Origin of the sequence: Moraxella sp. CTOTU48717 (assembly GCF_032057165.1) — a bacterium.
Taxonomy (GTDB): Bacteria; Pseudomonadota; Gammaproteobacteria; order Pseudomonadales; family Moraxellaceae; genus Faucicola; species Faucicola tetraodonis.
Genome location: NZ_DAMBBC010000010.1, coordinates 99,804 through 113,952 on the forward strand (window position 1 = coordinate 99,804; position 14,149 = coordinate 113,952).

Below are 14,149 nucleotides of genomic sequence, written 5' to 3' on the forward strand. Positions count from 1 at the left end.
TTGCCTGTCAGCTATCGGTTATCTAACATCAGCATTAGCTTTCTTCTGCGATTAAAAGCTTGGGTGATTGCTCGCTGCTAATCGCTGTTTTGGGCAATCTAATGGTAAATGTCGTGCCTTCGCCAAGTTGTGATTGCACATGAATATCGCCGTTATGCTGCTGCATGATTTGGGTCGAAATAGCAAGACCCAGTCCCGTACCTTCGCCTGCCGCTTTGGTGGTAAAGAATGGTTCAAAAATCTTGGCTTGGGTTTCAGCGCTCATCCCAGTACCGTTGTCCGCCACGCTGATATACACATTGGCGCCGTCTTCTGTGCTAGTAATGTGTAATGTAGGGTGCTGAGTTTGCCCCATCGCTTGTGCTGCGTTATTAAATAGGTTTAGCAGCACTTGGTTAATCTGGGATGGGTTACAACTAACCGGTTCGATAGCATTTAACTCAGTTATCACCTCTAACTGCTTGATATTGTTACGGGCAATGACTAGGGAGTTTTTGATACAGTCGTTGATATCGACGGCTTTGATTTTGGCTTGGTCGATACGAGAAAAATCACGTAAATTGACGACCAATTCTGAGATTTGACTAACCCCAAATTTGGCATCATCCACCAATCCATGCAAATCATCACTCACCGCATCGGCGACCAATTCATCACTGCAAGCAATGGTTTGTTCAATCGTTTGATTGATGGTTGCTGTATCAGTCGGCGACGCTTGCATCAGTTGTTTGAGCTGCTGGGTATGGTCAATCAATTCGTCATAACGTACGATATTTTCATCAATCAACTCTAAGTTACTACCCACATAGCCCAATGGCGTGTTCACTTCGTGGGCAACACCCGCGACCATTTGACCGATGGTTGCCATTTTCTCTGATTGTACTAACTGCACTTGAGAGGCTTTTAAATCTTTTAATGCTTGGTGCAAGTTTTCGGTACGCTCTGCCACTTGCTGCTCTAAGCGTTCATTGACTTGTGCTAATGCGCCTTCGTTCTCGACCACCCGATCAACCAGCTGGTTCATCGAGTCAGTAATCACGCCAATTTCTTGAATGTTTGCCGGTGGCAATTTGTGATCACTGAGTGACAGATATTTTTTTTGTGCAATCAATTGACCGATTTCACGGACGTTACGAGCGACTTGGTGCAGCGGTACCGCCAAAATACGGTGGAAAATATAACCACTTAATAGCAGTACCGGTAAGAAACCCAATAGCATATACCATTGCAACTGTTTACCTAGCTGATTGGCAAATAACATCAGTTCTTGATTGGGTTTGACGATGACCATTTTCCAATTGGTCATCGGCATGGCAAAAATAAACGCTGTGGAAGGGGTTTTGAGCAATAAATCGTTGTCTAAGCTGACTTGTTCGACAAAATGGGTGGCGTTGAGATTTTCATTTTGCCCGCTTTGGGTCATTAGCATGGCTGAAATGATGCGTGCTTCTGAGGGAGAGATTTTTTGTAGGTTGGTACTACTCACTAGCGTATTGGCGGTAAAATCAAATTTACCACCGTCTATTTTTTGCGCTTGTTTGATGATGCTGTCATTGATGTTGTCTAAGCTTTTGGCAATGGGGGCAAAATCAGGGTTTTTCTTGGCAAAACTATTGACATCAATCATCTCGCCTTGCGGATTAGTAGCAGTCACTTGTTTGACTTGGGCTTCATTGGGGAAGGTCAAAAAATTGTTGTTCATATCGACCAAAAACACATAACCGCCTGTTTTGCGCTGCCATTCTTTGACCATCGACTGCATACGCCCGAGCAGCACATCAAAACTCACCACACCTTCAAAGCCATTGTTTTGGGCATTAAAAATCGCCTTGGCACAGGTCATGACGGGCTGTTTGGTGGTCGGGTGAATATAAGCACGGCTCCACACACAGTGGTCATGATTGGCATATACGGCGGGCACATACCACCAATCACGGTAATAGGGCATGGCAAGCTGTGGTTGTGTTTTTTGGTCGGCTACCCGATTTGCGGTAAGTTTGGCTGGTGCTTGATAGCCAGGATTGATGGCTTGATATTGGCTGGCAGACTGCATGACACCTTGCATATCCCGTTGCCAAACAAACGCGGCTTCATCGACGTTAGGTTTGTACATCAAAGGATCATACCACACACCGCCGCCGACAATGCCTTTATCCATATTTGCCATTAAATTGCCAACACTGGTGTTGATGATATCGGCATTCTTGGGCAAACTGCCGGTCATACGGCTCGCTGTCACTGCCATGCCATCAATTTGACTCACACGCGACAAAATACCATTCACCGCCTCATTGCCAGTTTCAATGATAGTCTGAGAGGTCAGTTTAGCGACGTTAGGCTTGGCTTGTTGGTCAATGATCCAATACACCATCGCCAAAAACACCAAAAAAACCAGCAATAATACGCATAGCAAACGTGTGGTAAGGTTGGAAAAATTCATCATTGTCACTTATCTGTTGGCAAATTGATTGGCTAATTAAATGACCTATTGCACCGCTTAGCCCCAAGTAAAAAAGCTTACAAACTCTAACAGCAGCCGTTAACGCAAAAAAACGATGGTTCATCTCAATTTCCCAAATTGCGTCATCCTATTGAGAAAATCGATAAACCATCGTCCGTCGGTGACGGTAGTGTAGTCAGGTTATATGACAAAATGATGAATTATACCGATGAAAGGTAATGGGGCAATCCATAGCAATTTTTAAATCACATTTTGCTAAATTATTAAACTTAAGTTGCATAAAAAGTCGGATGAAATGCAGAAAAATGTTACGAATTCATTGTGTGATAGGATGGTGTGATAGCGTGATGTAATAGGATGGACATGAAAAAAGCCCTGAATGCTGTTGAGCGCTTTTCCATGGCTAATAGTTAATGGTGAACGGTTACCGTGTAAACTAACGCTACATTAATGAGATGCTTTATCGTGCTCTGTCAAACGATTAGCTGCTTTATTCATAGCCACTTATGGTATGGATTAATTCGTGCAATCCTTTATTAGATAGCACAATAAATGGCTCACTGGGCTTAATACGGTTTTCCATTTGAAACAACTAATCATTCATATTTGTATCCAAATATTTACTAGCGTAACAGTTTTAAAAATACCCATCGCTTTTCGCGATAGTATCGGCCAAATAAAGCTAAAGCGTTCTTGCCCAGGTGTGCCATATAGCCAATATTAATGCCGCCCTCTAGCGCCAATTCACCGACTGACTAGATTTGGCAAGTGGGTTAGGGGCATTGGGGTATCACTGATGGTAACAGCTAAAAATTGCGTAGACTGTGCAACACCAGATGATGGATTGGGAACTTGAGCAGGCGGATTTGAAGCTACGCACTGGTTGGCTATAGTGTCTGTCGTTGATTGATAAGCGTCGATGGCATCAGCGGTGAGCTTAGCGGCAGTAGATTCCTTATTGCTGACAGGTACGCCAGATAAAAATGGCAATTGTGAAAACAACCACTCACTCAGCGGCTCTAAATCTTTGAGCGGCAACACCAATAAATCTTGCGATAAATAGCCGTTTTCCGTCTCACTACGAGCGGTATAAATAGTTGCCGTATTGGGTTTGCTACTAATTAACTTTTGAACGCTTTCAGCATGACGAAAATCATGATTGACCATAAATAAATCAATTTGCTGATTGTTCGCTGATACCCATTCAAGATCTGCTTCGAGTCTAAGCAAGATGCGTAGATACCCTTTTAGCATCACTTGGTCGCCAGGCTTGATGCCAACCAAAGCAATCCGCATCACTTTTTTTAGACGATCTGAGGCAGACGTGACATTCATTCAGTAAACTCTCCAACAGCTAGCGAATTGATCTTTTACACAACTAAAACGCCATCAAGCATCCTTGCAATCAATTAACGTAACTCTTGGTGAAATTGATACGTTAAGTGGCTATTATTATTGCAAATTTTGATGATGTAGCAAATAAATGTCGTCTAAAACTAGCGGGTTATCTAGTGGACTAGCTAGCGGGTTATAAAGTTGAGATTTTAGCAACATTCCTATTATTAAGGTAGGTTACATATCCATTATTTATGCCTTTCATACCAATTCTGATAGGGCACAAAAATAACATAAAACAAAAAAACGCTTTTATCCTTGGATTGGTTTTATTGATAGGCAAACAATCGGTTTAACGGCAATTGTTAGTGGGCGCGGTAACTTTCACAGTGACTTGTACATTTGCCAGTGCAAATAACGATTGCACTTGCTTTTGGGCATTATCATTGGCAGTTTGTAGAATGCCCGAGCGGCAAGCCGATGTCAGCACTTGGTTTTTGCCAGCCACTTGGGCTTGGTTAAATATTTGCGGGTCGGCTTGCACCATGCCAAATACCCCTGTTTGAATATCATACACTTCAATGTTATCTAAATAACTATCCAAAATCTGCGCAGCGGGCAAGGTAATACTGACATGGCTACCATCTGGGGTCACTTGTACATCAGTGGGTTTTAGTTGATTTAAGTCAATGCCCGCGGTCACCCGCCCATGAGCGACAAAAAGCCCCTTTTGTTGATCTTGCCACAGGGCGTACCAATTGCCTTCTTTTTGGCTGGTGATAACGGTATCGACATTATAGGCCACGGTTTGTAGTCGATTGAGGCTTTGAATCTTAGTGACCACGCCTTCACGGGTTAATACCTCAACTTTTTTAGGCGTATTTGCTTGTTGCCACTGCAAAAATAGCCAACCCGCCACCGCAATCACCGCCAGTAAAAATAAACTCACCCAAAAAGAAACCGGCTTTTTGTTGCCCGGTGCAGGTGGATCTGGCAAGTTTGTAGTCGGTTTTGCCTCAGCTGATGGCGTGGAAGACGAAGTGGGGAGTTGGGTCATGTATCCATTCCTAACAGTTTAATAGTGGATACTATTTTGTATGGTTATGACTTGCCATAATTTCAATGTAGTTAGTTTAAATAGCCAATGGGTACGACCAAATTGTCATAATTTATAAAAATGCTAAAACCAAAAATGCTAAAACCAAAAATGCTAAAACCAAAAATGCTAAGTCCAAAAATGCTAAGTCCAAAAATACGGCATCGACTTGGTAAAAATTAAAAAAACTATTGCACCACCCAGTGGCATAAAATAAGATAATCGGTTTACCAAATAGTCTATCCATTCTCGTTTTTTTCTTATTTCAAGCCGTACAAACAAGGTGTGCCATGCGAGCCAGTCAATTTACTTTTGCAACGTTAAAAGAAACCCCAAGTGATGCCGATATCATATCCAGCCAATTAATGCTCCGTGCAGGGATGATTCGTAAATCTGCGTCGGGTCTCTACACGTGGCTACCGATGGGTCTAAAAACCTTACAAAAAGTTAAAAAAATCATCCGTGAAGAGATGGATGCCATCAACTGCCAAGAGCTGCTAATGCCTGTGGTGCAATCGGCCGAGCTTTGGCAAGAATCAGGTCGCTGGGAAGCCTATGGTCCTGAGCTGCTGCGGTTTAAAGACCGTCACCAACGTGACTTTGTGTTAGGTCCAACGCATGAAGAAGTGATTACCGATATCGCGCGTAACTTGCTAAAAAGCTATAAACAACTCCCTGTGAGTTACTACCAAGTACAAACCAAATTTCGTGACGAAATTCGCCCACGCTTTGGGGTGATGCGTTCACGTGAATTTATCATGAAAGATGCCTATTCGTTTCATATCGACCAACCGTCATTACAGCGCACCTATGATGATATGTATCGCGCCTATCATAATATCTTTACCCGTCTTGGGTTAGATTTTCGTGCGGTGCAAGCCGATACCGGCTCGATTGGTGGCTTTGCGTCGCATGAGTTTCAAGTCCTAGCCGGCAGTGGTGAAGACGATATCGTATTTTCAGATAGCTCAGATTATGCGGCCAATATTGAGCTTGCTGAAGCGGTAGCGGTCGGTGAACGTGCTGCCCCAACGCAGGACAAAGCCGATGTCAGCACGCCCAATATGCCAACCTGTGAGCAAGTGGCTGAGCATTTAGGCTTGCCATTGTCACAGACGGTCAAAACTTTAATCGTCGAAGGTGAACCTACCGCAGAAGGTAAAAGCACCTTAGTCGCGTTAGTGTTACGGGGCGATCATACCCTAAATGAAATCAAAGCCGAAAAATTGGCGCAAGTCAAAGCCCCACTCACCATGGCGAGCGAAGAGGCGATGCAAGCGGCGGGCCTGCACAAAGGTTATATCGGGGTGTTTGATTTGAACATGCCAGTGATTGTAGATCGTGCGGCTGCGGTGTTATCAGATTTTGTTAGCGGTGCTAACAAGCCAGATTTTCATACCACGGGCGTCAACTGGGAGCGTGATGCGTCCATCACCGAAATTGCCGATATTCGCAACGTGGTAGCAGGCGACCCAAGCCCAGATGGACAAGGTACTTTACAAATCCGCCGCGGTATCGAAGTCGGTCATATTTTCCAATTGGGTGACAAGTACGCCAAAGCATTAAACTGTGCGGTGATGGGCGAGCAGGGCAAACCTGTCATTACTATGATGGGCTGTTATGGTATCGGGGTTACCCGTATCGTCGCTGCCGCCATTGAGCAAAACCACGATGACAATGGTATCATTTGGAAAACCAGTAGCACAGGTGAGAGCCTTGCGCCATTCACTGTGGCGATTGTGCCGATGATTAAAGGCAAAATGAAAGATGCCGCGACAGACAAAGCAATGCAGCTTGCCGAAGCGCTTTACACAGAGCTAAAAGCCCAAGGTGTTGATGTGCTGCTTGATGACCGAGACGAGCGTGCGGGGGTAAAATTCGCCGATTTAGAGCTCATCGGCATTCCTCATCGTATTGTTATCTCAGAGAAAAATATCAGTGAAACAGGCGAGGTGAAATACGAATATGTCAATCGCCAAGATGGTGAAAAACAATTGCTCACTGCTGCGCAATTAAACCAACTGTTTAAAGACAATCAATTGATTGGCTAACAGAGCAACTTACCGCTACAAACGATTAGGTTTGATGGATGATTTGAGTCGAACATTTACACGTTTTGTATGGTGTGGAAAAACTGACAGTGCTAAGATGGGCTGTCAGTTTTTTCTGTTTATCGCTTCATTAAATAGAGTAAGGAAAGTCATGCAATACAAACAACTTACCGCCAGTGTATTTGCCCTGTTGATGGGTGGGGCGATACTGGGACAAAGTTACCAAACCGCCATTGCAGCGTCGACGAGCGTCGGGCAGATCAATAACGAGCAGCGGCAGGTGACTCGGCAAGTCGCAGCGTTGTTGGATCGTAGTCATTATCTAGATAAAAAAATGGACGCTGCAACGGGCAAGCAAATTTTAGGCGACTATTTTGATGCGCTTGACCCCAATCATAGCGTGTTTTTGCAGTCCGATATCGATGAATTTACCCAAAAATATGGCAATAGTTTCGCCGATTATCTCAAACGCGGTGATTTAAAAGCGGGTTTTGACATCTATCAGCGTTTTATTGAGCGCTCAAAAGCGTATTACAGCTTTGCCGATAGCTTGTTAAAATCGCCTGTGAACTTACAGAGCAATGAAACGGTCATTATGAACCGTGAAAAATTGCCACGTTTTAAAACCGTTGCCGAGCAACGCGATTTTTGGCGCAAACAGCTGACCTACCAGCTAATTGGTATGACCATCAATCAAGATGAAGACAAAAACAAAGACAAGTTTTTGCAAGAAAATGCCGATAAATACAACGCCAGTGATTTAGTCAAAAACGAAACGCGCTCACCAAGCCAAGTGCTAGACCAGCGTTTAAAGCGCCAATATGCGCAGCTACAGCGTATCGATAGCGACCAAATCGTTGAAACCCTGTTAAATGCAGCGATGGCAGCCTATGACCCGCACAGTAATTACTTTGCCCCCGTGCAAGCCAATGAGATGCAAATCCAATCAACACTTGAATTGGTCGGTATTGGTGTCTCGATTCAGCCCGATCGCAAAAATCCTGACTACACCCGTATTATCAGCTTAGTTGATGGCGGGCCTGCCGCTCGTTCGGGTCAAATCAAACCCAATGACTTAATCATCGGCGTATCCACTGAAGATAAAGGCATGGTCGATACCGTCGGTTATTCGACACGGGAAGTAGTGAACCTCATTCGCGGTAAAAAAGGTTCATCCGTCACCGTGCGCGTCAAAGCGCCTAACACCCCAGACAGTAGCGCGCGTAATGTCACCCTCATACGTGACGTGATTCAGCAAGAAGAATCGGGCGTCAATCATCGGGTGATTAGTATCAAAGATAAAAACGGACAAGCCAAAAAAATCGGTGTGCTAGAAATCCCAAGTTTTTATCTCAACTATAAAGCCCGCCGTGCGGGAGAAGATTATCGTAGTGTCAGCATTGATACGGAAAACGCGTTAAAAGCTTTAAACCAGCAAAACATTGATGGCCTAGTGGTAGACCTGCGTGATGACCCAGGTGGCTCACTCGATGAAGTCGCCAAAATGATTGGCTTGTTCATCAAGTCAGGTCCGCTGGTACAAATTCGTGATAATCGCGGCAATATCCAAGTGTATGAAGACGAAGATAAAGGTAAGCAGCTGTATACAGGCCCGATGACCGTACTTATTAACCAAGGCTCAGCGTCAGCCAGCGAGATTTTTGCCGCAGCGATTCAAGATTATGGCCGCGGTCTGATTGTCGGCAGCACGACCACAGGTAAAGGCTCAGCGCAAATTCAGCTTGATAACCTTGCCTTAGGGTCAGCGACCTTAACCCAGCGCAAGTTCTACCGTATCACTGGCGGCAGTACCCAAAATAAAGGCGTTGTACCCGATGTTCGCTTGGTCAATATCTATGAAGGCATGGAGTTTGGTGAACGTAGCATGAAAAACCCACTGGCATGGGATACCATTCGCGCCGCACCGTACCAACCTGCGGGCAACTATTCCGGTGAGACCTTGCAATCGCTCAACGCCTTGTCACAGCAGCGTCAAGCAGCCAATGCCCAGTTTGCTTATCTAAGCCAACTCAACAGAATCCGTAATGAGGAAGATGATAAAAAGCCTGTCAAATTAGACATCAATGACCGCCGTACTTTCCGCAAAAACATTGAGGCAAAAATGTTGGCGGCAGAAAATGCGAGACGCCAAGCCAATGGGGAAAGCCCGTATAGCACGTGGACAGCGTACCAAGCTGCGCAAGATGCAGAATTAGAAGTCCGTAGCCGTCTAAAACAAGCCGAACGTCCAAAGCTTCCTGAAAGTGAAGCATTTGTGATTGAAGCGGCTAATGTGATGCTTGATGCACAGACAGCCAACAACCAGCGACCCTAATGGCAAAAATGTGTGTAAGCAAAAGCTTACATGCATTGACGTTTGTACGACTGTTACCGAATGGTAAATTTTGTAATAATACATTCAACGGCACAGGGATGGTTCTCAAGGATTGAGATAGGGACAGAATTGCCAATAAAGGAATGGTTTATCGTAGTATTAAGGAATGATGCTTGATAAACACGTGGAGTGAGACTTAGGATGAGTCAAGAAATTCACTACCAGTTAGTAAGGACCTTAAGGATGAGGTCAGTGATGCTAGGATAGCAGGTAAAAAAGCCATATCATCTGATATGGCTTTTTTACTTTGGAGGAGGAGTTAATCTATTCTAGAAACGATAGTCATGACGGGCTGACCAGTCGTCGATTTCTTTTTCTACCACATCTTCGGCGCGGCCATAACGCTCTTGGATTTTACCTGATAGCTTTTGGCGATTACCTTCCAATTGGGTAATTTCATCATCAGTTAAGTCACCCCAAGTTTCTTTTACAGCGCCTTTAACTTGTTCCCATTGACCTTTAATTGTATTCTCGTTCATGAGTAGTATCCTTTTTTGTAATTAATTTAATGCTATATAAATAATTAAAAATATATACCCAATCCTGCGTCTTTATTATTGCTTGGATTGTTTGTTGGGTATAAAACTATTATGCCTAAATCTAGCGCACAGTGTGTGGTAAAAACTGTAGTAAAGCATCAAAAAACGTAACTAAATCAATGATTTTGTAAATAATATCAAGCGTTTCTTACACCCCGTAAAAGTATTTCATAGGGTAAAATTTTGCACAAAAAAAGAAGGCTATAAATATAGCCTTCCATTTAATCTTTCTAAGCTTTAATGATAACTTAGTGGTGATGACCGCCTGCACCGTGTACGTGACCGTGTTGTAACTCTTCATCTGATGCATCACGAATGCTTGCCACTTCCACATCAAAATGAAGTTTTTTACCTGCTAGGGGATGGTTAGCATCAACAATCACTTTGTCCTCTTGTACATCTTTCACAGTGACTAACATCACATGACCGTCTTCAGTTTGCGATTGGAACTGCATACCTGGTTGGATATCTTCGACACCTTGGAAATTTTCGCGTGGAACTTCTTGTACTGCAGCATCATCGAATTCGCCGTAAGCATCTGCAGGTTCAATGCTTGCAGTAAATTTATCACCCACTGATTTGCCCGCTAATTGTGACTCAAGACCTGGAATAATGTTTTGGTAACCATGTAAGTAGGCTAGGGGTTGACCTTCTGGTGATTGGTCAATGACGTTACCTTCGTCGTCTTTTAAGGTGTAATGAAAATGTACAACGTTGTTATTATTGATAGTAGACATCGCTAAAATTCCTTATGAATCAATGAATGGATTGGCAAATCGCTTTTTTGGCACAATAAATTAAAAATTGCTAGAAATTAAAAATTGCTAGGATTTTTCACTACAATTACTGTGAAAATCTTTCAACTTTTGGTTAAACCTCAAAATACGCCAAAAAATGTTAATGTAAATTGTAACATCAATCATTAAAAGTTTGGCAGTTATAGATGTTAAAACACATTTTTAATCATTCAACCATACAACACTGTAACAATAAAGCCGTGTTCTGTTATTAATGGCGATAAGATTTAAAAATTCAATTTATTGGGCAAATTATTTATTAATGTGTCCTGTAGCAAGTAGGGGCATTTATATAACCCAGCCCCTATCTGCCAAAATGCGTTTGATTTGGGCATAAATGACTGGCGCACTAATGAGTCCCGCCAACCCAAACGTCGCTTCAAGCACCAAAATAAATAACAACAATTCCCAAGCAGACGCTCGGATTTTGTGACCAATGATTTGCGCATTTAAAAAGTATTCAAGTTTATGAATGCTTACCAACCATACAAGCGATAAAATGCTGATGCCAAGCCCGTGAGTCAGGCTAAGCAAGACGATAACAATGTTTGAGACCAAATTACCAACGACAGGGAATAGCCCTGCGCAAAAGGTGATAAGCACAACGGTCCAAGCCATCGGTAGCGGATGACCGAGTAACGGTAATATCCCTAGCAAAAACACCGAAGTTAAGATGGTATTGATACTAGAGATTTTGACTTGCGCAAAAAATACATCATTAAACCCCATGATAAGTTCATCAAATTTTTGGCGCAAATGCTGGGTAAATGGGGTTTTATGTGCTGCGCTATTCACAGGTACTTGCAGTGCCACAATACAACCAATCACGACACCCGCTAGCACATAACCAAGGCCGCGCAACGTATGAATACCCACTAACTGTAGTTGTGGCGCATGACTTTTGATAGTACTCATGAGCATAGCTTGGAATGAACTGACTGAAATGGGTAGATGCTGAGAGATACTTGCGGGTAGTAGGGTATGAAGCTGGTCAAATATGTCCAATATCTGTCGGATAAGCTTATTAAAGACATCAACACTGGCTTTATCAGCAATCCAATCGCCAAATACATACACACTAAGTGAAATCAAAGTCGCCAAAATGGCAATAGCAAACCATTCTGCCACTTTACCCATACGCTGCTGACGCGAGGCGCTGTGCATATAGGCAATGACATGCCGATGAATCCAGCCGGCAATGCCGCGAACCAGCGCATAAGTAATTAAGGTGGCAAAAAGCACTAAAGTCAGGTGTAGCAATAGTACAGGTAGCCAGACAACAATCACACTGCTAATCGCTAACAAAAAACTTTTCATATCTGACCACTGTAACCGATCATTGGTCAAAAAAGGATCGCCCAAATGAGCACTGGTCGAGGCGTTGTTTTTATTGTTGAGTGCGGGTTCAGGATTGTTGCCAAATGGTTCAGCGGTCATAAATAACATCTTAACAAGATAAAAAAAGATGAGATAAAACTAACACAATTTTAGTGATTAAAGTATTAGATTTATGACAAAATTTTGTCAAAATCGCGCGCGTGATGCGCAATAATAACCCGCGAAAATCGCAATCAAACGTAAAATCGGCTACAATATGCCATCTTTTTTATTCTTTCTTTTATCGGTTATCAAGCCTCGCTACTTTTAAGTCAAACACTATGTCACTACATTCTGAAATCGCCAAACGCCGCACTTTTGCTATTATCTCGCACCCCGATGCCGGTAAAACCACCATGACCGAAAAATTACTGCTGTGGGGGCAAGCAATTCAGCGCGCAGGTGAAGTCAAATCACGCAAAACCGACAAACACGCGACATCTGACTGGATGAGCATGGAGCAAGAGCGTGGTATCTCGATTACCACTTCTGTGATGCAGTTTCCCTATGCCGACAACATGGTCAATCTGCTAGACACCCCAGGTCACGCCGACTTTTCAGAAGATACCTATCGTACCTTAACCGCAGTAGACAGCGCACTGATGGTGATTGATGGGGCAAAAGGGGTCGAAGAACGAACTATCAAGCTGATGGAAGTATGTCGGATGCGTGACACGCCGATTATCTCGTTTGTCAACAAGCTTGACCGCGAAATCCGTGACCCGTTATCACTGCTTGATGAAATTGAAAACGTCCTAAAAATCCAATGTGTGCCGATGACGTGGCCGATTGGTACAGGTCAGCATTTTGTTGGGGTGTACAACATCAGCGAGGATAAAACCTACTTTTATCAAAAAGGTCATGGTACTGAGATTGTCGAGATTGAGAGCCGTGACGGCTATGACTATCCAGACGTCCGCGAGAGAATCGGTGAAATTGCCTTCCGTGAATTTGAAGAAAGCCTAGAGCTTGCAAAAATGGCACATGAGGATTGGGATGTCGATGAATTTTTGACCGGTAAACAAACGCCTGTGCTGTTCGGTACTGCGTTGGGTAACTTTGGCATTAACATGGTGCTTGATGTACTGACCCAATACGCCCCAGCACCTAAAGACCATGACACAGTCGAACGCACTGTCAAAGCCGATGAAGAAAAATTCTCCGGCTTTGTCTTTAAAATTCAAGCCAACATGGACCCAAAACACCGTGACCGTATTGCCTTTATGCGGGTGTGTTCAGGCAAGTACGAAAAAGGCATGAAAATGAAACATGTGCGCTTGGGCAAAGAAGTACGCATTTCAGATGCCTTGACGTTTTTGGCAGGTGACCGCGAAGCGCTGGAAGAAGCGTATTCGGGTGATATCATCGGCTTACATAATCACGGCACCATCCAAATTGGCGATAGCTTTACCGAAGGTGAAACTTTAAACTTCACAGGCATTCCCCACTTTGCGCCAGAATTGTTTCGCCGTGTGGTACTTAAAGACCCGCTTAAGTCAAAACAACTGCAAAAAGGTCTACAGCAGCTATCAGAAGAAGGTGCCACCCAAGTATTTATGCCGCAAATCAACAATGATTTGATTTTGGGCGCGGTAGGGGTGCTACAGTTTGAAGTGGTCGCGCATCGCCTCCTTGAAGAATATAAAGTGCAATGTACCTTTGAGCCTGTGTCGATTGCGACGGTGCGCTGGGTGCATTGTGATGATAAAGTGGCGTTTGAGAAGTTTAAGAAAAAAGCCCACGACCAGTTATCGGTCGATGGTGGTGGGTATTTGACCTATCTTGCCCCAAGCCGGGTTAATCTTAAATTGATGCAAGAGCGTTATCCAGAAATCACCTTTAGCGCCACCCGTGAGCATTGATACATTCACGGTGATAACTGCAGAAAAGCTGACAAACCCTGTCAGCTTTTTTCAACCTTAAAAGGATTTTACCCAATTTACCAAACGATAACCCAATGAGTGCAAACAATAAATATTGGTAACCTAATTACTTTAGTAAAACGTTTAAATTTTGGCTACAATAAACCCATTAGCGATAACTACTAGAGACCTTTGCACGAAACAGCCCCTTTGCTCGAGGCATACCACCAAACCGA

10 protein-coding genes are annotated in these 14,149 nt (G+C 43.6%); 3 read left to right on the forward strand and 7 right to left on the reverse strand.

Annotated elements, in window-relative coordinates:
* Nucleotides 1-34 precede the first annotated feature (34 nt).
* The 4 genes from RT084_RS07670 to RT084_RS07685 form a co-directional block, all read right to left on the reverse strand.
* Nucleotides 35-2,371 (reverse strand): sensor histidine kinase, encoded by a 2,337-nt coding sequence (locus RT084_RS07670; RefSeq protein ID WP_313098906.1) that lies wholly within the window; start codon nt 2,369-2,371, stop codon nt 35-37.
* Nucleotides 2,352-2,564: a hypothetical protein gene (locus tag RT084_RS07675; protein ID WP_313098909.1), complete on the reverse strand. Its 213-nt coding sequence runs from the start codon at nt 2,562-2,564 to the stop codon at nt 2,352-2,354. The genes RT084_RS07670 and RT084_RS07675 overlap by 20 nt, the downstream gene beginning before the upstream one ends.
* 641 nt (nt 2,565-3,205) lie before the next feature.
* A complete protein-coding gene (locus RT084_RS07680) occupies nt 3,206-3,796 on the reverse strand; it encodes a hypothetical protein (RefSeq protein ID WP_313098912.1) in 591 nt (196 codons plus the stop codon).
* Between the two features lie 352 nt (nt 3,797-4,148).
* Entirely contained in the window at nt 4,149-4,853 is a 705-nt protein-coding gene (locus RT084_RS07685; protein ID WP_312383759.1) for a DUF4230 domain-containing protein, read from the reverse strand.
* Between the two features lie 329 nt (nt 4,854-5,182).
* On the opposite strand from RT084_RS07685, the gene RT084_RS07690 reads away from it, so the two are divergent.
* Together RT084_RS07690 and RT084_RS07695 are read left to right on the forward strand one after the other, a co-directional pair.
* Nucleotides 5,183-6,943, forward strand: a complete 1,761-nt coding sequence (locus RT084_RS07690) for a proline--tRNA ligase (RefSeq protein ID WP_313098916.1) — start codon at nt 5,183-5,185, stop codon at nt 6,941-6,943.
* Nucleotides 6,944-7,094: 151 nt separating this feature from the next.
* Complete coding sequence (locus RT084_RS07695) at nt 7,095-9,278, forward strand: carboxy terminal-processing peptidase (RefSeq protein WP_313098920.1); 2,184 nt, start codon at nt 7,095-7,097, stop codon at nt 9,276-9,278.
* A gap of 329 nt (nt 9,279-9,607) precedes the next feature.
* Here the strand turns inward: RT084_RS07695 and RT084_RS07700 are convergent, their stop codons facing one another.
* From RT084_RS07700 to RT084_RS07710, 3 genes are all read right to left on the reverse strand, one after another.
* Nucleotides 9,608-9,817 carry a CsbD family protein gene (locus RT084_RS07700; protein ID WP_060995603.1) on the reverse strand — a complete coding sequence of 70 codons (210 nt, stop codon included), beginning with the start codon at nt 9,815-9,817 and terminating at the stop codon, nt 9,608-9,610.
* Nucleotides 9,818-10,125: 308 nt separating this feature from the next.
* Complete coding sequence (locus RT084_RS07705; RefSeq protein ID WP_065254139.1) at nt 10,126-10,614, reverse strand: FKBP-type peptidyl-prolyl cis-trans isomerase; 489 nt, start codon at nt 10,612-10,614, stop codon at nt 10,126-10,128.
* Nucleotides 10,615-10,962: 348 nt separating this feature from the next.
* The gene (locus RT084_RS07710; protein ID WP_248107733.1) at nt 10,963-12,111 is read right to left on the reverse strand and encodes an AI-2E family transporter; all 1,149 of its coding nucleotides are present in this window, start codon (nt 12,109-12,111) and stop codon (nt 10,963-10,965) included.
* A gap of 221 nt (nt 12,112-12,332) precedes the next feature.
* Between RT084_RS07710 and RT084_RS07715 the strand changes: the two genes are divergently transcribed.
* Nucleotides 12,333-13,913: a peptide chain release factor 3 gene (locus RT084_RS07715; RefSeq protein WP_050325426.1), complete on the forward strand. Its 1,581-nt coding sequence runs from the start codon at nt 12,333-12,335 to the stop codon at nt 13,911-13,913.
* Nucleotides 13,914-14,149: the final 236 nt, after the last annotated feature.

Coding starts and splice junctions, on each gene's coding strand:
- RT084_RS07670 (WP_313098906.1), bottom strand. CDS start 2,371: ATGGTGTATTGGATCATTGACCAACAAGCCAAGCCTAACGTCGCTAAA.
- RT084_RS07675 (WP_313098909.1), bottom strand. CDS start 2,564: ATGAACCATCGTTTTTTTGCGTTAACGGCTGCTGTTAGAGTTTGTAAG.
- RT084_RS07680 (WP_313098912.1), bottom strand. CDS start 3,796: ATGAATGTCACGTCTGCCTCAGATCGTCTAAAAAAAGTGATGCGGATT.
- RT084_RS07685 (WP_312383759.1), bottom strand. CDS start 4,853: ATGACCCAACTCCCCACTTCGTCTTCCACGCCATCAGCTGAGGCAAAA.
- RT084_RS07690 (WP_313098916.1), top strand. CDS start 5,183: ATGCGAGCCAGTCAATTTACTTTTGCAACGTTAAAAGAAACCCCAAGT.
- RT084_RS07695 (WP_313098920.1), top strand. CDS start 7,095: ATGCAATACAAACAACTTACCGCCAGTGTATTTGCCCTGTTGATGGGT.
- RT084_RS07700 (WP_060995603.1), bottom strand. CDS start 9,817: ATGAACGAGAATACAATTAAAGGTCAATGGGAACAAGTTAAAGGCGCT.
- RT084_RS07705 (WP_065254139.1), bottom strand. CDS start 10,614: ATGTCTACTATCAATAATAACAACGTTGTACATTTTCATTACACCTTA.
- RT084_RS07710 (WP_248107733.1), bottom strand. CDS start 12,111: ATGACCGCTGAACCATTTGGCAACAATCCTGAACCCGCACTCAACAAT.
- RT084_RS07715 (WP_050325426.1), top strand. CDS start 12,333: ATGTCACTACATTCTGAAATCGCCAAACGCCGCACTTTTGCTATTATC.